This is a genomic window from Pseudomonas sp. QL9 (assembly GCF_041409665.1).
Lineage (GTDB): Bacteria > Pseudomonadota > Gammaproteobacteria > Pseudomonadales > Pseudomonadaceae > Pseudomonas > Pseudomonas knackmussii.
In genome coordinates this window covers 2,807,501-2,830,689 of sequence record NZ_CP166971.1, presented here as the reverse complement: position 1 = coordinate 2,830,689, position 23,189 = coordinate 2,807,501, and the positions used below count along the sequence as shown (strand labels likewise).

General features: G+C 63.4%; 17 protein-coding genes and 2 rRNA genes (1 of these 19 cut by a window edge). 6 read left to right on the top strand and 13 right to left on the bottom strand.

Going from position 1 to position 23,189, the window contains the following annotated elements; genetic code table 11:
• Nucleotides 1-7: 7 nt before the first annotated feature.
• Both glcE and glcD read right to left on the bottom strand, forming a co-directional pair.
• Nucleotides 8-1,084, bottom strand: coding sequence for a glycolate oxidase subunit GlcE (gene glcE, locus ACA097_RS13350; protein WP_371370379.1), 1,077 nt, complete (start codon nucleotides 1,082-1,084; stop codon nucleotides 8-10).
• Nucleotides 1,084-2,583: a glycolate oxidase subunit GlcD gene (glcD, locus tag ACA097_RS13345; protein ID WP_160288789.1), complete on the bottom strand. Its 1,500-nt coding sequence runs from the start codon at nucleotides 2,581-2,583 to the stop codon at nucleotides 1,084-1,086. Before glcD ends, glcE begins: the two co-directional genes overlap by 1 nt.
• A gap of 213 nt (nucleotides 2,584-2,796) precedes the next feature.
• On the opposite strand from glcD, the gene ACA097_RS13340 reads away from it, so the two are divergent.
• Both ACA097_RS13340 and ubiA read left to right on the top strand, forming a co-directional pair.
• Nucleotides 2,797-3,327, top strand: a complete 531-nt coding sequence (locus ACA097_RS13340) for a chorismate lyase (protein WP_156958159.1) — start codon at nucleotides 2,797-2,799, stop codon at nucleotides 3,325-3,327.
• 26 nt (nucleotides 3,328-3,353) lie between these two features.
• The gene (gene ubiA, locus ACA097_RS13335; protein ID WP_160288790.1) at nucleotides 3,354-4,244 is read left to right on the top strand and encodes a 4-hydroxybenzoate octaprenyltransferase; all 891 of its coding nucleotides are present in this window, start codon (nucleotides 3,354-3,356) and stop codon (nucleotides 4,242-4,244) included.
• A gap of 36 nt (nucleotides 4,245-4,280) precedes the next feature.
• Here ubiA and ACA097_RS13330 read toward each other — a convergent pair whose 3' ends face one another.
• Entirely contained in the window at nucleotides 4,281-4,649 is a 369-nt protein-coding gene (locus ACA097_RS13330) for a hypothetical protein (RefSeq protein ID WP_197539240.1), read from the bottom strand.
• Nucleotides 4,650-4,890: 241 nt separating this feature from the next.
• On the opposite strand from ACA097_RS13330, the gene phoB reads away from it, so the two are divergent.
• From phoB to ACA097_RS13315, 3 genes are all read left to right on the top strand, one after another.
• Complete coding sequence (gene phoB / locus ACA097_RS13325) at nucleotides 4,891-5,580, top strand: phosphate regulon transcriptional regulator PhoB (RefSeq protein ID WP_043256519.1); 690 nt, start codon at nucleotides 4,891-4,893, stop codon at nucleotides 5,578-5,580.
• Nucleotides 5,581-5,643: 63 nt separating this feature from the next.
• On the top strand, nucleotides 5,644-6,948 hold the full coding sequence (gene phoR / locus ACA097_RS13320) for a phosphate regulon sensor histidine kinase PhoR (RefSeq protein WP_371370515.1): 1,305 nt from the start codon (nucleotides 5,644-5,646) through the stop codon (nucleotides 6,946-6,948).
• A gap of 70 nt (nucleotides 6,949-7,018) precedes the next feature.
• On the top strand, nucleotides 7,019-8,359 hold the full coding sequence (locus tag ACA097_RS13315) for a hemolysin family protein (RefSeq protein WP_371370378.1): 1,341 nt from the start codon (nucleotides 7,019-7,021) through the stop codon (nucleotides 8,357-8,359).
• Between the two features lie 113 nt (nucleotides 8,360-8,472).
• Here the strand turns inward: ACA097_RS13315 and ACA097_RS13310 are convergent, their stop codons facing one another.
• On the bottom strand, nucleotides 8,473-9,894 hold the full coding sequence (locus tag ACA097_RS13310; RefSeq protein WP_371370377.1) for an IS1182 family transposase: 1,422 nt from the start codon (nucleotides 9,892-9,894) through the stop codon (nucleotides 8,473-8,475).
• 154 nt (nucleotides 9,895-10,048) lie between these two features.
• Here ACA097_RS13310 and ACA097_RS13305 point away from each other — a divergent pair.
• Nucleotides 10,049-11,271 (top strand): IS3 family transposase gene (locus ACA097_RS13305; protein WP_160285487.1). Its coding sequence is split into 2 segments (ribosomal slippage): nucleotides 10,049-10,400 and nucleotides 10,400-11,271, totalling 1,224 coding nucleotides; the frame shifts between segments, so codons are not numbered across the junction.
• A 58-nt stretch (nucleotides 11,272-11,329) separates the two neighbouring features.
• Here ACA097_RS13305 and ACA097_RS13300 read toward each other — a convergent pair.
• From ACA097_RS13300 to ACA097_RS13260, 9 genes are all read right to left on the bottom strand, one after another.
• On the bottom strand, nucleotides 11,330-12,226 hold the full coding sequence (locus tag ACA097_RS13300) for a peptidoglycan DD-metalloendopeptidase family protein (protein WP_371370376.1): 897 nt from the start codon (nucleotides 12,224-12,226) through the stop codon (nucleotides 11,330-11,332).
• Nucleotides 12,227-12,339: 113 nt separating this feature from the next.
• Nucleotides 12,340-13,236: a response regulator gene (locus ACA097_RS13295; protein WP_043256528.1), complete on the bottom strand. Its 897-nt coding sequence runs from the start codon at nucleotides 13,234-13,236 to the stop codon at nucleotides 12,340-12,342.
• A gap of 103 nt (nucleotides 13,237-13,339) precedes the next feature.
• Nucleotides 13,340-14,065: a phosphate signaling complex protein PhoU gene (gene phoU / locus ACA097_RS13290; protein ID WP_043256530.1), complete on the bottom strand. Its 726-nt coding sequence runs from the start codon at nucleotides 14,063-14,065 to the stop codon at nucleotides 13,340-13,342.
• A gap of 89 nt (nucleotides 14,066-14,154) precedes the next feature.
• Entirely contained in the window at nucleotides 14,155-14,991 is an 837-nt protein-coding gene (pstB, locus tag ACA097_RS13285) for a phosphate ABC transporter ATP-binding protein PstB (RefSeq protein ID WP_371370375.1), read from the bottom strand.
• A gap of 56 nt (nucleotides 14,992-15,047) precedes the next feature.
• Nucleotides 15,048-16,724 carry a phosphate ABC transporter permease PstA gene (gene pstA, locus ACA097_RS13280; protein WP_043256535.1) on the bottom strand — a complete coding sequence of 559 codons (1,677 nt, stop codon included), beginning with the start codon at nucleotides 16,722-16,724 and terminating at the stop codon, nucleotides 15,048-15,050.
• Between the two features lie 22 nt (nucleotides 16,725-16,746).
• Nucleotides 16,747-18,723, bottom strand: coding sequence for an ABC transporter permease subunit (locus ACA097_RS13275; protein ID WP_371370514.1), 1,977 nt, complete (start codon nucleotides 18,721-18,723; stop codon nucleotides 16,747-16,749).
• 434 nt (nucleotides 18,724-19,157) lie between these two features.
• Complete coding sequence (locus tag ACA097_RS13270) at nucleotides 19,158-20,129, bottom strand: phosphate ABC transporter substrate-binding protein PstS family protein (protein ID WP_043256539.1); 972 nt, start codon at nucleotides 20,127-20,129, stop codon at nucleotides 19,158-19,160.
• Nucleotides 20,130-20,503: 374 nt separating this feature from the next.
• Nucleotides 20,504-20,619: ribosomal RNA gene (gene rrf, locus ACA097_RS13265) — 5S ribosomal RNA — on the bottom strand.
• Nucleotides 20,620-20,751: 132 nt separating this feature from the next.
• A 23S ribosomal RNA gene (locus ACA097_RS13260) occupies nucleotides 20,752-23,189 on the bottom strand (it continues 453 nt past the right edge of the window).

Sequence of the window (23,189 nt, the reverse complement as noted above, 5' to 3'; positions counted from 1 at the left end):
GTCCAAGTCAGAGGTCGGCGTACATGCGCCCGGGGTTGAAGATGCCCTGCGGATCGAGCTGGCGCTTCAGCGACCGATGCAACTTGAGCAGGGACTCGGGCAGCGGATGCAGCGGATCGTCGACGTGGCTCGAAGTGAAGCAGGTCGCGTGGCCGCCGACTGCACTCACGGCCTGGCGAATCCGCTCGGCGGAAGCGTCGGACTTGAGCCAACGCTGTGCGCCACCCCAGTCCAGCAGCTGTGCGCCAGGCAGCGCCAGCGGTGCGGTCGTGGCCGGCAGCGACAAGCGCCAGAGCGGGCGCGAATCGCGGAAGAAGGCCAGGTGCTGTTCGCGCAGCTCCTCCCACCAGCCGTCACCCAGGGGATCGCCACCGATGCGGTCGCAGGCTGCGCGCACCGAGCCCTCGTTACCCTCGAAACGCAGGTATAGCTGCTCGCCATCGTGCGCGGCTGCGCTCAGCGGCAGCGGTTGCTGGCCCCACTCGGCGAGACGCTGGAGCGCGCGCTCGAGGGGAATGCTCTGGCGCAGGCTGATGTGGCAGCGCGGCTTGGGCAGCACCTTGAACGAGGCCTCGGTGATCACTCCCAGGCAACCGAAACTGCCGGCCAGCAGACGCGACAGGTCGTAGCCGGCAACGTTCTTCATCACTTGGCCGCCGAAGCGCAGGTGGGTGCCCAGGCCGCTGATCATCCGCGTGCCGAGAACGAAGTCGCGCACTGCGCCCGCCCAGGGCCGGCGCGGGCCGGACAGCCCGGCGGCGAGCATTCCGCCAACCGTGGCCTTGTCGCTGAAGCTCGGCGGCTCGCAAGCAAGCATCTGCCCGGCGCCATCCAGCACGGCATTCAGCTCGCGCAACGGAGTGCCGGCTCGGGCGGTGATGACCAACTCGGTCGGGTCGTAGGAAACGATGCCCGTGTGGCCGGCAACATCCAGCGGACGGGCGTCCACCCAGCGACCGAGAAAGGTCTTGCTGGAGCCGCCGCGAATCGACAGGGCGGTCCGTTCCGCCAGGGCCTGGCGCACCTGTTCGAGCAGCTCCGCACTGCGGTCGGCGCCAGCCTGGGAATCGAAATTCGGGGGCATCAGAAGCGCTCCAGGTCCGGAAACGGCAACTGCCCACGGTGGATGTGCATGGCGCCGAACTCGGCGCAGCGGTGCAGCGTGGGAATGTTCTTGCCAGGGTTGAGCAAACCCTGCGGATCGAAGGCAGCCTTTACCGCATGGAACAGGGTCAGCTCATCAGCGTTGAACTGCGCGCACATCTGGTTGATCTTCTCGCGCCCCACTCCATGTTCGCCGGTGATGCTGCCGCCCACCGCCACGCAGAGTTCGAGGATCTTCCCGCCCAGCGCCTCGGCGCGCTCCAGTTCGCCGGGCAGGTTGGCGTCGAAGAGGATCAGCGGGTGCATGTTGCCATCGCCGGCGTGGAACACATTGGCCACGCGCAGGCCGTACTCGGCGGACAGTTCGGCGATGCCGCGCAGCACACGAGGCAGCTCGCGACGCGGGATGGTGCCGTCCATGCAGTAGTAATCCGGCGAGATACGCCCCACCGCCGGGAAGGCGTTCTTGCGACCAGCCCAGAACCTCGCCCGCTCTTCTTCGTCCCGCGCCAGCCGCACGTCTGTAGCGCCGGCCTTGCGCAGCACGCCTTCGACGCAGAGGCAATCCTCGTGGACGTCGGACTCCACGCCATCCAGCTCGCACAGAAGGATGGCCGCCGCCTCCACCGGGTAACCCGCGTGGATGAAGTCCTCGGCGGCGCGGATCGACAGGTTGTCCATCATCTCCAGGCCGCCGGGGATGATGCCGGCGGCGATGATGTCGGCCACCGCGCGGCCAGCCTTCTCGACGTCATCGAAGCTTGCCATCAACACCTTGGCCATCTGCGGCTTGGGCAGCAGCTTCACGGTTACCTCGACCACCACGCCGAGCAGGCCTTCGGAACCGGTGAACAGCGCCAGCAAATCGAAGCCAGGGCTGTCGAGAGCGTCGGAGCCGAGCGTCAGGCGCTCGCCGTCCATGGTGACGATCTCGACCTTGAGCAGGTTGTGCACCGTCAGCCCGTACTTCAGGCAATGCACGCCGCCGGCGTTCTCGGCGACATTGCCGCCAATCGAACAGGCGATCTGCGAGGACGGATCGGGCGCGTAGTACAGGCCGCAAGGCGCGGCAGCCTGGGAAATGGCCAGGTTGCGCACGCCGGGCTGCACGCGGGCGTAGCGCCCGGCCGGGTTCACTTCGAGGATGCGCTTGAAGCGTGCCATCACCAGCAGCACGCCCTGCTCCAGCGGCAGCGCACCACCGGACAGGCCGGTGCCGGCGCCGCGCGCGATCACAGGCACGCGCATCCGGTGGCACAGGCGCAGCAGGGTCTGCACCTGCTCGACGTGTTCGGGCAGCACCACCAGCAACGGCGTGCAGCGGTAGGCGGAGAGGCCGTCGCATTCGTAGGGGCGCAGGTCCTCCGGCTCGTGGAGGATTTCCAGATCCGGCAGCGCGGCGCGCAGCTCGACGAGTAGCGCGGGCTTGTCCACCTTGGGCAGTGCGCCATCGAGGCGCTCGTCGTAAAGGATGTTCATCGGGCCTCACCGGGCGGGTTCTTCTTGTGGCTTCGTCGACCAGTCTAGAAGCCGTGGCAACCTGTCACAGTTCCCCGCTCGGCGATCCGACACCTAGAAGGCTGGACCCGATGAAGACGACGCCATTGGTCACGGTCTGGCCAATGCGCTTCGTGCTACCCTGCCGCCGTCCTACACAAACGTCTCGCTCCCGTGTCCGATTTTTCCTCCCCCCTGCCCCGCTGGCTCGCTGAAGACCAACTGCCCGCCAACGTCGACCCCGCCGTACACGACTGGCTGTTCGACCAGGGCTCGCTGACTCGCCGCCTCACCGCCCTCGCCGAAGGCGCCTTCAGCGTCGAGCCGCTGTGCGAGGAGTGGCAAGTGCTGCGCGACGACGAGTGCGCCGCGCTGGGCGTGCCCAACGGCAGCCAGGGCTGGGTGCGCGAGGTCTACCTGCACGGCCACGGCCAGCCCTGGGTGTTTGCCCGCAGCGTCGCCGCGCGCGCCGCACTGGAAGCATCGGGCTTCGACCTGGCGCTGCTTGGCACACGCTCGCTGGGCGAGCTGCTGTTCAGCGACAGCGCGTTCCGCCGCGATGTGATCGAAATCTGCCTGTACCCCGCGCCCTTCCTCCCGCTGGAAGTGCGCCGCACGCTGCTTTGGGGCCGCCGTTCGTGCTTCCGCCGCGGCGCGCTGGGCGTGCTGGTCGCCGAAGTGTTCCTGCCGCGCCTGTGGCGCGCCGCCGGGGTCGACGCCTTATAATCCTCCGTTCCTGTCCGGAGGTAGCCATGTTCGTCGCCCTGATCAAACCTCTCGCCCGCCTGCACCCTCGCGCCTGGGACTTCATCCAGTTGACGCGCATGGACAAGCCGATCGGCATCTACCTGCTGCTGTGGCCGACGCTGTGGGCGCTGTGGATGGCCAGCGGCGGCGTTCCCAGCCTGAAGAACCTGGTTATCTTCATCCTCGGCACGGTGGCGATGCGCGCTGCAGGTTGCGTGATCAACGACTTCGCCGACCGCAACTTCGACGGCCACGTTGCGCGCACCAAGGCGCGTCCGCTGGCCACCGGCAAGATCACCGTGAGCGAGGCCTGGATCACCTTCTTCGCGTTGCTGGCGACCAGCTTCGTGCTGGTGTTGTGCACCAACGAGAAGACCATCTTCCTGTCGTTCGGCGGCGCCGCCATCGCCGCGCTCTACCCCTTCATGAAGCGCTACACCTACTACCCGCAGGTGGTGCTGGGCGCGGCCTTCTCCTGGGGCATTCCGATGGCGTTCACCGCGGCCAGCGGAAAGCTGCCGGCGGCTGCGTGGCTGCTGTTCTTCGCCAACGTGCTATGGACCGTGGCTTACGACACCTACTACGCGATGACCGACCGCGAGGACGACCTGAAGATCGGCGTGAAATCCACCGCCATCCTCTTCGGCGACGCCGACCGGGTGATCATCCTGACCCTGCAGGGCCTGACGCTCCTGCTGACGGTGCTGGCCGCCAACCAGCTGCACCTGGGCTGGAGCTTCTATGCCGGCCTGGTAGTAGCTGCAGGCTGCTTCGCCTGGGAATTCCACTCGACCCGCGGACGCGACCCGCAGGCCTGCTTCAAGGCCTTCCTGCACAACCATTGGGCGGGGCTGGCGATCTTCCTCGGCACCGTCGCCGACTACGCGCTGCGCTGAGCGACGCCGGCGACGGTTGGCCACTGGGCGAACGGTTTACTGCGGCTTGGCCACGTGCCAGGCGCCGTCCATCTTGCCCTCGCCGGTGGCGTCGCCGGGCTTCTGGTCCTTCACGAAGCGGTACAGCGGCTTGCCGTAGTAGGCCCACTGCTGACCGCCGTCACGGTTGATCAGGGTCCAGTCTTCGCCAGCCTTGGCGCCGCTTTCGGCCATCAGCGGCGGCCAGAACTGCTCGCACTGGCCCGTGCACATCGACTTGCCGCCACTGTCCTTGTCGAAGGTGTAGAGCGTCATGCCCTTGGCATCGACCAGCATGCCGTTCTTGACCGTGGCCGGGTCAGCCGCGTGCGCGGCCAAAGCCGGCAGCGCCAGGCCGAGGGCCAGCACCAGGTGTTTGCAATTCATCGTCGATCTCCTCAGAAGCGGTGGGAACCGCAAGGGAGCGCAGCGGGACGGCGGCAGGTCAGGCAGGCCGCCAAGACGGTCCCGGCGATACGCGTCGAACCACCCTCAAGGGCGGTCTGATCAGCATAGTAGAGCGCCCGCCAACCGCCGGGCCTGGCGCTCGGCTAACATGCTGGTGTCACATCCTTGAAATAATTCCGTTATCTAATGCGGCGCAGTAGAGAACTCCAGAGACGAGACCATGGTTGGCAAGACAATCCTCATCGTTGACGACGAAGCACCGATCCGCGAGATGATCGCAGTGGCCCTGGAAATGGCCGGATACGAGTGCCAGGAAGCGGAAAGCACCCAGCAGGCCCACGCTGCCATCGTCGACCGCAAGCCGGACCTGATCCTGCTCGACTGGATGCTGCCGGGCACCTCCGGCATCGAACTGGCGCGCCGCCTGAAGCGTGACGAGATGACCGAGGACATCCCGATCATCATGCTCACCGCCAAGGGCGAAGAGGACAACAAGATCCAGGGCCTGGAAGTCGGCGCCGACGACTACATCACCAAGCCGTTCTCGCCGCGCGAACTGGTCGCCCGCCTGAAGGCCGTGCTGCGCCGCACCGGCGCCGGCGACAGCGAGGCGCCGATCGAGGTCGGCGGCCTGATGCTCGATCCGGTCAGCCACCGCGTGACCATCGACGGCAAGCCCGCCGAAATGGGTCCGACCGAATACCGCCTGCTGCAGTTCTTCATGACCCACCAGGAACGCGCCTACACTCGCGGCCAACTGCTCGACCAGGTCTGGGGCGGCAACGTCTATGTGGAAGAGCGCACCGTCGACGTGCACATCCGCCGTCTGCGCAAGGCCTTGGGCGAGGTCTACGAGAATCTGGTACAGACCGTGCGCGGGACCGGGTATCGTTTCTCCACCAAGACCTGACGCGCACCGCGCCTCGGGAACGGCTCGCACTGTCGCGGGCCGTTCCTGCATTGCTCACAAGGACTGGACCTGGTGAACCAAGACTGGCGTGGCGCCCTCATTCGCCATCTGCTGCTACTGATTCTCGCCGCCGCGCTGCTCGGCGCGGTGACCGGCCAATACGGCTGGGCCCTGGCCGCGTGCCTGGGCTTCTATCTCGGCTGGACCCTTTGGCAGGTGCTGCGCCTGCACAAGTGGCTGAAGAACCATCGCGACGACGAACCGCCACCGGACGGCTATGGCCTCTGGGGCGAAGTGTTCGACAGCATCTATCACCTGCAACGCCGTAACGAACGCGCCCGCGGCCGCCTGCAGGCAGTGATCGACCGTATGCAGGAATCCACCGCCGCACTGCGCGACGCCGTGGTCATGCTCGACGCCGACGGCAACCTGGAGTGGTGGAACATCGCCGCCGAACGCCTGCTCGGCCTGCGCAGCCCGCAGGACGGCGGCCAGCCGGTGACCAACCTGATCCGCCATCCGCGCTTCAAGGAATACTTCGCCCACGGCAACTACCAAGAGCCGCTGGACCTGCCCTCGCCAGTGAACGACAAGCAGCTGCTGCAGTTCCAGATCACCCTCTACGGCAACGGCGAGCACCTGATGCTGGCGCGCGACGTGACCCGCGTGCACCTGCTGGAGCAGATGCGCAAGGACTTCGTCGCCAACGTATCCCACGAGCTGCGCACGCCGCTGACGGTGATCGCCGGCTACCTGGAGACGCTGCTGGACAACGTGGAGAACATCAACCCGCGCTGGAACCGCGCCCTGCAGCAGATGCAGCAACAGGCTTCGCGCATGAAGACGCTGCTCAACGACCTGCTGCTCTTGGCCAAGCTGGAAGCGACCGACTACCCGGCCGACAACAAGCCAGTGGCGGTGGACCTGATGCTGCTGGCGATCCGCAACGACGCCCAGGCGCTGTCCGGTTCCAGCGAACACCGCATCAGCCTGGAGGCCGATCCCAAGGTGCGCCTCAAGGGCAGCGAGGCAGAGCTGCGCAGCGCGTTTTCCAACCTGGTGTTCAATGCGGTCAAGTACACCCCTGCAGGCGGCGAAATCCGCATCCGCTGGTGGGGGGACGAGCAGGGCGCGCATCTGTCCGTGCAGGACAGCGGTATCGGCATCGATCCCAAGCACCTGCCACGCCTGACAGAGCGCTTCTATCGCGTCGACTCCAGCCGCAATGCCAGCACCGGCGGCACCGGCCTGGGCCTGGCGATCGTCAAGCACGTGCTGATCCGCCACCGCGGCACCCTGGACATCAGCAGCGTGCTGGGCAAGGGCAGCAGCTTCGTCTGCCACTTCCCGCCGCAGCAAATGGCTTGAAACAGCGCCGTCTTGCCATGGCGGCGGCATGCCGCCATCCTTACCCGTTCATTCCTCAGCCAACAGAACCATGGACCCTTCCCCTAGTAGCACCCTGCTGACCTATTTCGCCGATTTCGGCCTCGTTCTCTTCGCCCTCTTCCTCGTCGTGCTCAACGGCTTCTTCGTGGCCGCCGAGTTCGCCATGGTCAAGCTGCGCTCCACGCGCGTGGAAGCCATCGCCAAGCAGCACGGCTGGCGCGGCAACATCCTGCGCAAGGTGCACCACCAGCTCGACGCCTACCTCTCCGCCTGCCAGCTCGGCATCACGCTCGCCTCCCTCGGCCTGGGCTGGGTCGGCGAGCCGGCCTTCGCGGAACTGCTGGAGCCCCTGCTGGGCGCGGTGGGCGTGCACAACGAAGAGATCATCCGCGGGGTGTCGTTCTTCAGCGCCTTCTTCATCATTTCCTACCTGCACATCGTGGTCGGCGAGCTGGCGCCCAAGAGCTGGGCAATCCGCAAGCCGGAGCTGCTGTCGCTGTGGACCGCGGTGCCGCTGTACCTGTTCTACTGGCTGATGTATCCCGCCATCTATCTGCTCAACGCCAGCGCCAACACCATCCTCAAGATTGCCGGCCAGGGCGAGCCGGGGCCGCATCACGAGCACCACTACAGCCGTGAAGAGCTCAAGCTGATCCTCCACTCCAGCCGCGGCCAGGACCCGAGCGACCAGGGCATGCGCGTACTGGCCTCGGCAGTGGAGCTGGGCGAGCTGGAAGTGGTGGACTGGGCCAATTCCCGCGAAGACCTGGTCTATCTCGAGCGCAACGCGCCGCTGGCCGACGTGCTGGCGACCATTCGCCGCCACAAGTACAGCCGCTATCCGGTCTACGACGCCGAGAAGGGCGAGTTCACCGGCGTGCTGCATATCAAGGACCTGCTGCTTGAGCTGTCCGCCCGCGAAAACCAGCCTGAGCGCATCGATCTCGACGAACTGACCCACCCGCTGGAGCTGGTCACCAAGCACATGCCGCTGTCGCGCCTGCTCGAGCAGTTCCGCCAGGGTGGCGCGCACTTCGCCCTGGTCGAGGAGGCCGACCACAAGGTGGTCGGCTACCTGACCATGGAAGACGTGCTGGAAGTGCTGGTCGGCGATATCCAGGACGAACACCGCAAGGCCGAGCGCGGCATCCTCGCCTACCAGCCGGGCAAGCTGCTGGTACGCGGCGACACCCCGCTGTTCAAGCTGGAGCGCCTGCTCGGCGTCGACCTCGACCACGTCGAAGCGGAGACCCTGGCCGGCCTGGTCTACGACAGCCTCAAGCGCGTGCCGGAAGAGGAAGAAGTGCTGGAAACCGAAGGCCTGCGCATCATCGTGAAGAAGATGAAAGGACCGAAGATCGTCCTCGCCAAGGTGATCAAGCTGGACTGATCTGCCCGCGCACTACGAAAAAGGCCGCTCGATGCAGGCCGTGTGAAAACACGCTGTGAGCAAGGCAAAACAAACGCCCCGACTGGTTCGGGGCGTTTGTTTTTTTGGAGGGATCAGCCCATCAACTCGATCAGGCGACGCGCGCCGAGTACCTGAATCGCGCGTTTGAGGTTGTAGGCCTGCACGGCCAGGACCATTTCCGTACTGGCGCCCGCTAACTGCCGCAGCAGGAAGCGGCCGTTGCCGAATATCCACTGTTTCAGGTTGCCAAAGGGGTGCTCGACGATGGATCGGCGCCTGGCCATCATCTCCGGCCGGGCCTTCAGGCGTTGCTGCATGCGCTCGAAAGCTGATTCATGGACGTGCCGGGTGAGATGGCGGCGCTGGCTGTTCGTGCAACGCGAGTGCAAAGGGCACGCGCAGCAGTCGCCACTGATTGCATAAACCCTCTCCGTGCCGCGTACCTGCTTGAGGGCGAGCCACTGGCCTGCAGGGCACTGATAGCGGTCCTGCTCCGCGTCGTAGGTGAAGGCGCTGCGGTCGAACAGGGGGGTGTCATTGCCCTGATTGTTGACGCCACGGTTCAGCGGCACATACGCGGTGATGCCCGCATCCTCGCACGCCTGGAATTGCTCGCCATTGGAGTAGCCGGCGTCCGCCGTGACCGTCAGTTGCGCCTGTTCCAGCACGGCTTGAGCGGCTTCCGCCATCGTCTGCAACTGGCGAGTGTCATTGCCATCCTGGGTCACCTCGTGGTGCAGCACCAAGCAATGCTTGTCATCGACGGCACTCTGCACGTTGTAGGCGACCCGCGCGCCCTGGTGAGTTCGCATCAACTGGGCATCGGGCTCGCCGATCACGAACTGCTCGAGCCCCTGGGCCTGCATCAGTACCTGGCAGGTCAGGTTGTCCGCGTGTTGAGCCTGCAACTGCTCCAGCGCAGTCTTCACGGCACACCGGTCGCCCCCATCGCCCGCTTCGGCGCGGTCGGCTTCATCCAGGTCGCTCAGATAGCGGGCTATCTCGGCCTCCAGCTTGGCTTGCTGACGCTTGAGCCGCGCCAGGCTCAGGTGCTTGCGCCGTGAAGCCACCGCCTGGAATTTGCTGCCATCGATGGCCACCAACTGACCACCGAGCAACCCGACCTGGCGGCAGAACTGCACGAAAGCACGGCAGCTCGCCTGAAACGCCGCGCCATTGTCCTTGCGGAAATCGGCAATGGTCTTGAAGTCCGGCGCCAGTCGGCCCAGCAGCCACATCACTTCGACATTGCGCTGACATTCGGCTTCCAGTCGGCGCGAGGAGCGAATTCGCTGGAAGTAGCCATACAGGTACAGCATGAGCAGGTCGGCCGGATCATAGGCCGGGCGCCCCGTCCGGCTCGCCTGTGCCTTGCTGAAGCCCAGTCGCTGCAGATCCAACCGCGCCACGTAGGCCTCGATCACGCGGACCAGATGTTCTTCGGGAACCAACTCATCCAGCGACACTGGAAACAAGCTGCCCTGATCACGCCCTTCACCGCGGATATAGCCCATGAACGACAATGCCCGTATTGATCGATACGGGCATTGTCTTTGGCTTGTGCTCAGACGGCTAGGTTTTCACACAGTCTGGATGAGCGGCCTTTTTTTGTCCGTGTCCCGTCCTGAATAAGGTTTACACCTTCGCCCTTATTTCAGGAGAGCCTCGATGGCAGAAGGTGTTCGTCGCAGCCAGCGTGATTACACGCTGGCTTTTAAACTGGCGGTGGTCGACCAGGTCGAAAAAGGGGAAATGAGCTACAAGGAGGCTCAGGCCCGCTATGGCATCCAGGGCCGCTCGACGGTGCTGGTGTGGTTACGCAAGCATGGCCGGCAGGACTGGAACCAGGGCGCCTCCCTTCGAAAGGCTCGGAGCCCGGATATGAATACCCCGAAATTGCCGTTGACCCCGGAACAACGCATCAAGGAACTCGAGCAGCAGCTTGAGGTGATGAGCCAGAAGGCGCAGTTCTTCGAGGCCGTGGTGAATGTGCTGGAGAATGACTACGGCGTTTCGATCGTAAAAAAGCGTCCCGGCAAGTCCTCACGCAAAGGCAAGTCCAAGCGCTGAGTGTTAGCAGGGCTTGCCAGTTCATGGGCATCAGCCGCCAGGCGTACTACCAGCGCAACCGGGCGGCGGATCAGCGCAGCCAGCAGGATCGACAGATCGCCCAGTTCGTGCGGCAGGTGCGGATGCGTCAGCCGCGCCTGGGAGCACGCAAGCTGCATTATCTGTTGCAGCAGCAAGCGGAAGCCGCGTTGCGAGTTGGGCGCGATCGCCTGTTCCGGGTGCTGGCCGAGCACCGCCTGCTGGTTCGACCCAAGCGGGCGTACCACAAGACCACCCACAGTTTTCACCGGTTCCATCGCCATCCCAATCTGCTCAAGCCAGGGCCGCAACAGGTCTTGCCCGATGCGCCGGAGCGCGTCTGGGTTGCCGACATCACCTATCTGCCCAGCCAGAGCGGCCCGCTGTACCTGAGCCTGGTCACCGACGCCTATTCGCGCAAGATCGTCGGCCATCACGTCCACGACAGCCTGCACGCCGAGTCGGTGGCCCATGCCTACAGCCAGGCCCTGCGGCGCCGCACGACGCAGGAACCCCTGGTGCATCACTCCGACCGAGGAATTCAGTACTGCTCGGGGCTTTACCAACGCCTGCACGCGCAGCACGGAGCAATCTGCTCGATGACCGACGGCTACGACTGTTACCAGAATGCGCTGGCTGAGCGCGTCAACGGCATCCTGAAGAACGAGTTGCTGGAGCATCCTCCCGCCGACCTCGCGCAGGCGCGCCGCATGGTGCGTGAAGCCGTCGACATCTATAACCGCGAGCGCCCTCACCTGGCCCTGAAATACAAAACGCCCGATGCGGTGCATCGGGCGTTTTGAGGTCTGGAGCATGGCCTGAGAGGTGTAAACCTATTTCAGGACTAGACACCGCAGCGGATCATTCCTTGACCACCGCGAAGTTCGGCAGCGTGCCCACTGGCTGGGCGAAGTCGTAGGGAATGGATTCCAGCGCCAGCCCGACGTTGCGCTGCACCACGAAGTGAAGGTGCGGCCCGCTGCTATTACCGGTGTTGCCCGAACGCCCGAGCGGCGTCCCCTCGCCTACGCGCTGGCCCTCGCTGACCAGCACCGAGCCGCGCATCAGGTGCAGATACACGCCCATGGTGCCGTCGTCATGCAGGATGCGCACGAAGTTGCCGGACGGGTTGTTGCCGCGCCCGCTCTGCCCGTTCTCCACCTTGACCACCATGCCACCGCGCGCCGCGACTATGGGCGTGCCTTCGGGCATGGCGATGTCCAGCGCGTAGCGGCTCTTGGGCGTGAAGTGGCTGTACTTGCCGTTGGCCCCCTGGCTCAGGCGGAACGGGCCGCCACGCCAAGGCAACGGGTAGCGGAACGGCACCGGTTGCAGCCGCGGATCGCCAAGCGCGTAGCGCAGCTTGGGCTTGTACTGCATGGGCCGCCCAGGGTCGCGCGGGCTCAGGGTAGCGAGACGCATGGAGGTGCGCGGCGCCAGCACCCAGTGGATCGGCTGCTCGGGCACGCCCACGGTGTTCTGCGCGGCGTTGACGCTCAGCTCGATCTCCACTGGCGCGTAGAGGTCATTGCGCACCTGCAGGGTGTCGAAGCCTTCGCCCTTGAGGCTCTGCAGCTTCACCTGCTCTTCGAGGTGCTCGACCATGCGGTCGCGGAAGACGAACACCGATGCGCCCGACACGGCCTTGTCCGTATAGGTGACCACGCCATTGGCGTCGGTGTACTTGTAGATGGTCACGGCCGCAGCCGGCCCCGTGGCGGCCAATAGACCGCAGAGGAAAATCAAGCGCCCCAGCATGTCGACTCTGGTTATAGGTATGCGACGCCAGCAAGACTAGCAGCGCGCTCGGGCAGCGACGAGCAGCCGAGCGTCAGGCTGTGAAGCAATACGGATTGCAGCCGACCGACGGTTCAGGCGCCCGGCACGTAATGCCGCTGCGTGCTGCCTCGAGCGATCAGGCGCGAGAGGTAATCGAGCTTCTGCGGGTCCTGGTCGACGAAGCGCAGCAGCAGCAGGAGCCACTCGCTGTCCGGCTTGGGCTCAAGCGCCGCTACCGAATGCAGGTAGCCGTTCAAGCGCGCCACTTCGTTCTCTTCGTCCAGGTCCAGCACGGCGCTTTCCAGCACCTGCGGCAGCGCCTGACCGCGCTTCACCACCAGTTGTGCTTCCTTCAGGCTAAGCGCCCGAATCACGCAAGGCAGGCTCACGTTGGGCAAGCGCAGCTGCCCCTGACCTTTGCCCTGGGTCGGCGCGGCGGAACGTGGTGCAGGAGCGGCGGCAGGAGCTGCTGCCGGGCGAGCCGGCGCGGCAGGCGCAGCCGGGCGCACCACTTCAGCCTTGCCACCGGTGAGTGCAGCGAGGGAATCGTTCGGTGGGCCGCTGGCGAGGCTACGCTGCGGCGCGGAAGCCAGCAGGGCTTCCAGCTTGCCGCTGCGGCTCAGGGCCTTGCGTACCTTGGTGACGAGCTGGTCGTTGGAGAAGGGCTTGCCGATGAAGTCGGAGACGCCGGCCTGGATGGCCTGGACCACGTTCTCCTTGTCGCCGCGGCTGGTGACCATGATGAAGGGCACTTCCTTCAGCGGTTCCTGCGCACGGCACCAGCCGAGCAGCTCGATACCGGACATCTCCGGCATCTCCCAATCGCACAGGATCAGGTCGACCGCTTGCCGCGCGAGGTGCTGCTGGGCCTTGCGCCCATTCACCGCTTCCTCGATGCGCAGACCGGGAAAATGGTCGCGCAGGCCCTTCTTCACCAGGTCGCGGATGAAAGGCGCATCATCCACGACCAGAACACTCACCTTGCTCATTGTCGACTCCCTGAAACGTCAAGGCGAAGGATAGCCTTGGCCGCTGGCAGGATGCCATGCCGACGTGACTGCCCAGCCACAATTCCGGCCGGGCGCAAGGGAATTATTCCGAAGGACCCTGTACCTCTTCCTTCATCCGGGCCAGGCCCAGGTGACGGACGTCGGTGCCACGCACCAGGTAGATCACCAGTTCGGCGATGTTGCGCGCGTGGTCGCCGATGCGTTCCAGCGAACGCAGCGCCCAGATGACGTTGAGCACGCGGGAGATCGCCCGCGGGTCTTCCATCATGTAGGTGACCAGTTCGCGCAGCGCGGTCTTGTACTCGCGGTCGACGGTCTTGTCGTACTGCGCAACCGACAGGGCCAGATCGGCGTCGAAGCGGGCGAAGGCATCCAGCGCCTCCTGCACCATCTTGCGCACCTGGCCGCCGATGTGGCGCACCTCGACATAACCGCGCGGCGCTTCGCCTTCCTCGCACAGCTGGATGGCGCGGCGGGCGATCTTCGAGGCTTCGTCGCCGATACGCTCGAGGTCGATCACCGACTTGGAAATGCTGATGATCAGGCGCAGGTCGGAGGCAGCCGGCTGGCGGCGGGCGAGGATGCGCATGCATTCCTCGTCGATGTTGCGCTCCATCTGGTTGATCTGGTCGTCGATGTCACGGACCTGCTGGGCGAGGCCGGAGTCGGCGTCGATCAGCGCGTTCACCGCGTCGTTGACCTGCTTCTCCACCAGCCCGCCCATGGCCAGCAGATGGCTGCGCACATCTTCCAGCTCGGTGTTGAACTGCTGGGAGATGTGATGACTGAGACTTTCTTTGTTGATCATGGGATTCGCTCCGCGAAAGCTACAGGCTATGAAACAAAGATTGCAGTTTTATGATTCGACCGCCGCCGACGCTCGGCGGCACAGCGGCACTAGCCGTAGCGACCGGTGATGTAGTCCTCGGTCTGTCGTTTCGCCGGGTTGGTGAACAGCGTGTCGGTGTCGCCGAACTCCACCAGGTTGCCCATGTGCAAGAACGCGGTGTAGTCGGAAACCCGCGCGGCCTGCTGCATGTTGTGGGTGACTATGACGATGGTGAACTTGGATTTCAGTTCGTAGATCAGTTCCTCGATCTTCAGCGTGGAGATCGGGTCGAGCGCCGAGCAGGGTTCGTCGAGCAGCAGCACTTCAGGCTCCACCGCGATGGTGCGGGCGATCACCAGACGCTGCTGCTGGCCGCCGGAAAGCCCCAGCGCCGATTCGTGCAGGCGGTCCTTCACCTCTTCCCACAGCGCGGCGCCCTTGAGCGCCCACTCCACCGCCTCATCGAGCGTGCGCTTCTTGTTCACGCCCTGCAGGCGCAGGCCATAGACCACGTTCTCGTAGATGGTCTTGGGGAAGGGGTTGGGCTTCTGGAACACCATGCCGACTCGGCGACGCAGCTCGGCGACATCCACGCCCTTGGTGAAAATGTTGTGGCCGTCGAGGCGGATCTCGCCTTCCACGCGGCAATCCTCGACCAGGTCGTTCATCCGGTTGAAGCAGCGCAGCAGGGTCGACTTGCCGCAGCCGGAAGGGCCGATGAAGGCGGTCACGCGCTGCCGCGGAACCTGCATCTGGATGTCGAACAGCGCCTGCTTCTTGCCGTAGAAGAGATTCAGGCCGGGGACTTCCAGGGCCACGGACTCGTCCTCCAGACGTGTTGTCTGGCGCTTCGACCGGCCGAGGGCAGCGAGGTCGATACCGTGACGGTGGGTATCGTGTTGCATTTCAGGTCTCCCGTTGGAGGCTCCAGGCCGCCGGCAAGCACTGCCGGCGGCGGCTATCAGTTTTCCAGCGCCTTGTACTTCTCGCGCAGACGGTTACGGATGGCGATGGCCGAGACGTTGAGCAGGGCGATCACCAGCACCAGCAGCAGCGCGGTGGCGTACACCAGCGGCCGCGCGGCCTCGACGTTGGGGCTCTGGAAGCCGACGTCGTAGATGTGGAAGCCCAGGTGCATGATCTTCTGGTCGAGGTGCACGTAGGGGTAGTTGCCGTCCACCGGCAGCGACGGGGCCAGCTTCACCACGCCCACCAGCATCAGCGGCGCCACTTCACCCGCGGCGCGCGCCACGGCGAGGATCAGGCCTGTCATCATCGCTGGGCTGGCCATCGGTAGGACGATCTTCCACAGCGTCTCGGCCTTGGTCGCGCCCAGGGCCAGCGAGCCCTCGCGGATCGAACGCGGAATCCGCGACAGACCTTCCTCGGTGGCCACGATCACCACCGGCACGGCGAGGATCGCCAGGGTCAGCGAGGCCCAGAACAGCCCGGGCGTGCCGAATGTCGGCGCCGGCAGCGCCTCGGCGAAGAACAGCCGGTCGATGGAGCCGCCCAGCACGTAGACGAAGAAGCCCAGGCCGAACACGCCGTAGACGATTGCCGGAACGCCGGCGAGGTTGTTCACGGCGATGCGGATGGTCCGGGTCAGCGGTCCCTGACGCGCGTACTCGCGCAGGTATACGGCGGCAATGACACCGAAAGGCGTGACGATCAGGGCCATCACCAGGGTCATCATCACGGTGCCGAAAATCGCCGGGAAGATGCCGCCCTCGGTATTGGCTTCCCGCGGGTCTTCGCTGAGGAATTCCCAGAGCTTCTGGAAATAGAACTTCAGCTTGGCGCCCACGCCCATGGCGTTGGGCTGGTAGGCGTGGACCAGCTTGCCGACGCTGATCTCGGTCTCGCGGCCGCTGGAATCGCGCATCACCACGCTGTCACGGTTGAACTGCTGGCGCAGCTCGCCGAGCTTCGCTTCGTACTCTTGATAGCGCGCCTGCAGCTCCGCACGCGCGGTAGCCAGGTCAGCCTGAGCGGTAGCGTCGAGCTGCCCGTCGAGCTGCAGCTTGCGCTCCTTCAGGCGCAGACGTTCAAGCTCGTGGTTGATGCCACCGATGTCGGATTTCTCCAGGCCGCTGAGTTCGTCGTAGAGCGCATTCACCCGCTGCAGGCGTTGCTGCAGCTCAGGCATGGCGGCCGAACCTTCGGCAACCACCTTGCCGGCTTCCTTCACGCTCAGCAGGTAGCCATAGAAGTTGCCCCACTCGCGGCGCTCGAGAGTCATCAGCTCCTTCGGCCAATGGCGCTCGCCGAGCCACTCGCCGACCACCCAGGAGAAGTCGCTGCCATAGAGATCGCGATTGCCCAGCTTGAGCAGCCCGCGGGTCATGAACTCAGGACCGGTGGCCGGCACCGGCATACCGGCACTGTGCAGCCGCTCGCGCGGGACCTGCTCGACCTGCACCTCCTCGCCGATCAGCGTCTGCACCGGGGAACCGGGCACGCTGTAGGTTGCCTCCAGCACATTGGCCGGCCAGAAGTGGCCCAGGCCGCGCACGGCGATCACAGCCAGCAGGCCGATGGTCATGATCACGGCGATCGACACAGCGCCGGCGTTCATCCACACCCAGGGCGTGCCGCTGGCGAACCAGGCTTTCACCGATTCCTGTTTCTGTTTCACAGAGGAGCCTCGTTGGCGCCGCTCAGAGCGACGCGTATTTCTTCCGCAGCCGCTGACGGATCAGCTCGGCCAGGGTGTTCATCACGAAGGTGAAGGTCAGCAGCACGAGCGCCGAGAGGAACAGCACGCGGTAATGGGTACCGCCTACCTCCGACTCGGGCATCTCCACCGCGACGTTCGCTGCCAGGGTGCGCATGCCCTGGAAGATATTCAGGTCCATCACCGGGGTATTGCCGGTCGCCATGAGCACGATCATGGTCTCGCCCACCGCGCGGCCGAGGCCGATCATCAGCGCCGAGAAGATGCCCGGGCTGGCGGTGAGGATCACCACCCGCGCCAGGGTCTGCCAGGGCGTCGCACCCAGGGCCAGGGAGCCGTAGGTGAGGCTCCGGGGCACGCTGAAGATGGCGTCCTCGGCAATCGAGAAGATGTTCGGAATCACCGCGAAGCCCATCGCCAGGCCGACGATCAGGGCATTGCGCTGGTCGTAGGTGATGCCCAGGTCATGGCTGAGCCACAGGCGCATGTCGCCGCCGAAGAACGCCGACTCCAGGTGCGGACTCAGCCACAGGGCGAAGGTGCCGACGGCGAGCACCACCGGAACCAGGATGGCCGCTTCCCAACCGTCCGGGATCGACAGGCGGATGCGCTCCGGCAGGCGGCTCCAGGCCAGGCCGGCGAGCAGGATACCCAGCGGCGTGAGCAGCAGCAGACTGAAGATGCCCGGCAGGTGGCCCTCGACATAGGGGGCGAGGAACAGCCCGGCGAAGAAGCCGAGGATTACCGTGGGCAGCGCCTCCATCAGTTCGATGACCGGCTTCACCTTGCGGCGCAGGGCCGGGGCCATGAAATAACCGGTATAGACCGCCGCGGCGACGGCCAGCGGAGCGGCCAGGATCATCGCGTAGAAGGCCGCCTTGAGGGTGCCGAAGGTCAGCGGCGCGAGGCTTAGCTTGGGCTCGAAATCGGTGTTCGCCGCGGTGGACTGCCAGACGTACTGCGGCTTGTCGTAGCTCTCGTACCAGACCTTGCCCCAGAGCGCGCTCCAGGAAATCTCCGGGTGCGGGTTGCTCAGCGCGAAGCTGTGCAGCTTGCCGCCCTCTTCCAGCAGTACAAGGTTGGCTCGCGGCGAAAGGGCGAGGACTCCCGCCTCTGGGGCGACCTGCTCGGTCAGCAGGGTGCGGTGGGCCGTGCTGTGGAACACGCCAAGGCGACCGCTGCTGTCCAGGGCGATGAAGCCCTTGCGGCGTTGCTCCGCGACAATCGCCGTCACCGGCTTGTCGCCCAGGCGGAAGTCACGAACGTGAGAAAGACGCGGCTCGCCGTCGGTATCGCGAGCCATGAACCATTGGCTGATGCTGCCGCGGGAGCTGCCGATCATCAGCGAGATGCCGCCAAGCAACTGCGCGCTCGCGGTGACTTCGCTGTCGGCGTGGTCGAGCAGCTTGTAGCGCCCGTTGAGTTGGTGGGTGCGCAGGTCGAAGACGTCGGCTTGGGCACGGCCGTTGACCACGTACAGCCACTGCTTGCGCGGGTCCATGAAGATCGCCTTCACCGGGTCGGCGATCTGCGGCAGCTCGATGCGCTCCTGCTGCAGCGTGTTCTCGCCGGTCAGCATGTTCTCCTGGTTGCTGAGGTTGAGCAGCATCAGTTGGCTGCCGGCGGAACCGGCGAGCATGGCGCCGTCTTCGCCGGAAGCGATGGCGACGTGCTCCAGCGGCCGGCCGGACTCATCCAGGGCAACCGGGGTATCGCCATAGGGATACTCCAGCACGGGCGCGATGACCCGCTTGCCGTCCGGGTAGCTGGCCCGGTAGCTGTGCTTGAACACCAGCACCTGTCCGTTGGACAGGCCCAGGGCAACCAGCGGCCGATCGGGCTGATCCTGGCCGATGGAGACCACCTGAGTACCAGCCGGCAGCTTCAGCGCCTGGCGAGACAGCTCGTTGCCACTGTCGAGATCGAAGAACAGCACCTGACCATCGGCGGCGACGCGCATCGCCACCTGGTTCTGCTCTTCGACACTAAGCAGCAGCGGCTTCTGCACGCTGCCCAGCCAGGCCGGCGTCAGCGGCTCGCGGGCATCCAGCTCGGCGCCACGGAACAGCGGCAGCACCACGTAAGCCAGGTAGAAGAAAATCAGGGTGATGGCACCCAGCACCGCCAGGCCACCGATCAGTACGTACCAGCGGGTCAGGCGATCCTTGAGCGCTCGGATGCGGCGCTTGCGGCGGAAGGCCGGGGCATTGAAATCGATCCGCTCGGGACTGGTATCGCTCATGGAGGAAGTGGCCAGGTCGTTCATCGGGGCTGGTGGCTTAATGGCGCTCTACAAAAGTGACATCACTATGACGTGGCAAGGCCCGCCGACAGATACCTGTCGACGGGCCCTTCGCCATTGCGCGTCAGACGCTTCGGCGATCGGAGGCCTGCTCAGAGGCCCAGGTCCTTGATCGCCTTTTCCGCGACCTTTGACGGCAGAGGAATGTAACCGTCCTTGACGACGATTTCCTGCCCTGTCTTCGACAGCACCATTTTCAGGAACTGCGCTTCCAGCGGATCCAGCGGCTTGTTTGGCGCCTTGTTCACGTAGACATAAAGGAAGCGCGAGAGCGGATAGGTGCCGTTCAGTGCGTTCTGCTCGTTGTCTTCGATGTAGGCGCTGCCTTCCTTTTTCGCCAGGGCGACGGTCTTCACGCTCGCAGTCTTGTAGCCAATGCCGGAGTACCCAACACCATTCAGCGACTGGCTGATCGACTGCACCACGGAAGCCGAACCCGGCTGCTCGTTGACGTTGGGCTTGAAGTCACCCTTGCACAAGGCCTGTTCCTTGAAATAGCCGTAGGTGCCGGACACCGAATTGCGTCCGAACAGCTGCACAGGCTTGTTCGCCCAGTCCCCGGTCAGGCCAAGGTCACCCCAGGTCTTCACTTCCTGCTTGGCGCCGCACAGTCGGGTGGACGAGAAGATCGCATCGACCTGCTGCATGGTCAGGCCTTTGATGGGGTTGTCCTTGTGCACGAAGATCGCCAGCGCATCGACGGCGACCGGCACGGCAGTCGGCTTGTAACCGTACTTCTGCTCGAAGGCCTGCAATTCGACATCCTTCATCTTCCGGCTCATCGGGCCGAGGTTGGCAGTCCCCTCGGTGAGTGCCGGCGGCGCGGTGGAAGAGCCGGCAGCCTGGATCTGCACGTTCACGCTCGGATAGAGACGCTTGTACTCCTCGGCCCACATGGTCATGACGTTGGCCAGGGTGTCCGAACCCACGCTGGAGAGATTGCCCGACACGCCGCTGGCTTTCTGGTACTCCGGCAGGGCCGGGTCAATCGCGGCGAGGGCAGCCGTAGCGCCCATGCCGGCAGCAGCGAAGGTCAGTGCCGCCATCAAACGCTTGAGTTTCATGACTTGCTCCTAGGAAAAGGCCGAGGTTTCGGTAATTCGTGCCCCTTGGGCGGGCGAGGAGACTCTATGAAAGCAATGTGACAGACAGATGACCAATGACGGTTCAGAGTAATAAATATGACAGAAACTATTACTAGACATGTCCGAGCAAGAATTCAGCTCGGTGACCCTCACGCTTCGTAGGGGCGAATTCGCTCGCTGGGATCGCAAACGATGCCCATGCGGCTCGAAATTGGACCCTTCCAGGTCGATCCAAGGGCCGGCGCCACTAGATTCGTCATCAGCCTGTGGGCGTCTATCGGCACCAGAGCTTTTTCCGCGCGCAAAGCAAAACCCCCGACCAGCTTTCGCTGATCAGGGGCTTTGGGATAGGTGCTTGACGATGACCTACTCTCACATGGAGAAACTCCACACTACCATCGGCGATGCATCGTTTCACTTCTGAGTTCGGGATGGGATCAGGTGGTTCCAACGCTCTATGGTCGTCAAGCAATTCTTTCGGACGCTCGTGGCTTGCGCACACGCTCATCCTGATTCGGGTATGTGACAGGTAATTTGCGGTTCTCACGAACTTTCGGTTCGTCGACTTCACCGTCTAACACACAAATTGTTTGGGTGTTATATGGTCAAGCCTCACGGGCAATTAGTATTGGTTAGCTCAACGCCTCACAGCGCTTACACACCCAACCTATCAACGTCGTAGTCTTCGACGGCCCTTTAGGGGAATCAAGTTCCCAGTGAGATCTCATCTTGAGGCTAGTTTCCCGCTTAGATGCTTTCAGCGGTTATCTATTCCGAACATAGCTACCCGGCAATGCCACTGGCGTGACAACCGGAACACCAGAGGTTCGTCCACTCCGGTCCTCTCGTACTAGGAGCAGCCCCTCTCAAATCTCAAACGTCCACGGCAGATAGGGACCGAACTGTCTCACGACGTTCTAAACCCAGCTCGCGTACCACTTTAAATGGCGAACAGCCATACCCTTGGGACCGGCTTCAGCCCCAGGATGTGATGAGCCGACATCGAGGTGCCAAACACCGCCGTCGATATGAACTCTTGGGCGGTATCAGCCTGTTATCCCCGGAGTACCTTTTATCCGTTGAGCGATGGCCCTTCCATACAGAACCACCGGATCACTAAGACCTACTTTCGTACCTGCTCGACGTGTCTGTCTCGCAGTCAAGCGCGCTTTTGCCTTTATACTCTACGACCGATTTCCGACCGGTCTGAGCGCACCTTCGTACTCCTCCGTTACTCTTTAGGAGGAGACCGCCCCAGTCAAACTGCCCACCATACACTGTCCTCGATCCGGATAACGGACCAGAGTTAGAACCTCAAGCATGCCAGGGTGGTATTTCAAGGATGGCTCCACGCGAACTGGCGTCCACGCTTCAAAGCCTCCCACCTATCCTACACAAGCAGGCTCAAAGTCCAGTGCAAAGCTACAGTAAAGGTTCACGGGGTCTTTCCGTCTAGCCGCGGATACACTGCATCTTCACAGCGATTTCAATTTCACTGAGTCTCGGGTGGAGACAGCGCCGCCATCGTTACGCCATTCGTGCAGGTCGGAACTTACCCGACAAGGAATTTCGCTACCTTAGGACCGTTATAGTTACGGCCGCCGTTTACCGGGGCTTCGATCAAGAGCTTCGCTTTCGCTAACCCCATCAATTAACCTTCCGGCACCGGGCAGGCGTCACACCCTATACGTCCACTTTCGTGTTTGCAGAGTGCTGTGTTTTTAATAAACAGTCGCAGCGGCCTGGTATCTTCGACCGGCATGGGCTTACGTAGTAAATACTTCACCCTCACCGGCGCACCTTCTCCCGAAGTTACGGTGCCATTTTGCCTAGTTCCTTCACCCGAGTTCTCTCAAGCGCCTTGGTATTCTCTACCCAACCACCTGTGTCGGTTTGGGGTACGGTTCCTAGTTACCTGAAGCTTAGAAGCTTTTCCTGGAAGCATGGCATCAACCACTTCACGTTCTAAAAGAACGCTCGTCATCAGCTCTCGGCATTAAGATCCCGGATTTACCTAAGATCTCTGCCTACCACCTTAAACTTGGACAACCAACGCCAAGCTGGCCTAGCCTTCTCCGTCCCTCCATCGCAGTAACTAGAAGTACAGGAATATTAACCTGTTTCCCATCGACTACGCTCTTCAGCCTCGCCTTAGGGACCGACTAACCCTGCGTCGATTAACGTTGCGCAGGAACCCTTGGTCTTTCGGCGTGGGAGTTTTTCACTCCCATTGTCGTTACTCATGTCAGCATTCGCACTTCTGATACCTCCAGCAAGCTTCTCAACTCACCTTCACAGGCTTACAGAACGCTCCTCTACCGCACATCTTACGATGCACCCGTAGCTTCGGTGTATGGTTTGAGCCCCGTTACATCTTCCGCGCAGGCCGACTCGACTAGTGAGCTATTACGCTTTCTTTAAAGGGTGGCTGCTTCTAAGCCAACCTCCTAGCTGTCTAAGCCTTCCCACATCGTTTACCACTTAACCATAACTTTGGGACCTTAGCTGACGGTCTGGGTTGTTTCCCTTTTCACGACGGACGTTAGCACCCGCCGTGTGTCTCCCACGCTGACACTTCCAGGTATTCGGAGTTTGCATCGGTTTGGTAAGTCGGGATGACCCCCTAGCCGAAACAGTGCTCTACCCCCTGGAGTGATACGTGAGGCGCTACCTAAATAGCTTTCGAGGAGAACCAGCTATCTCCGAGCTTGATTAGCCTTTCACTCCGATCCACAAGTCATCCCCTACCTTTTCAACGGGAGTGGGTTCGGTCCTCCAGTCAGTGTTACCTAACCTTCAACCTGCTCATGGATAGATCGCCCGGTTTCGGGTCTATACCCAGCGACTAAACGCCCTATTAAGACTCGCTTTCGCTACGCCTTCCCTATTCGGTTAAGCTCGCCACTGAATATAAGTCGCTGACCCATTATACAAAAGGTACGCAGTCACCTAACAAAGTAGGCTCCCACTGCTTGTACGCATACGGTTTCAGGTTCTATTTCACTCCCCTCTCCGGGGTTCTTTTCGCCTTTCCCTCAC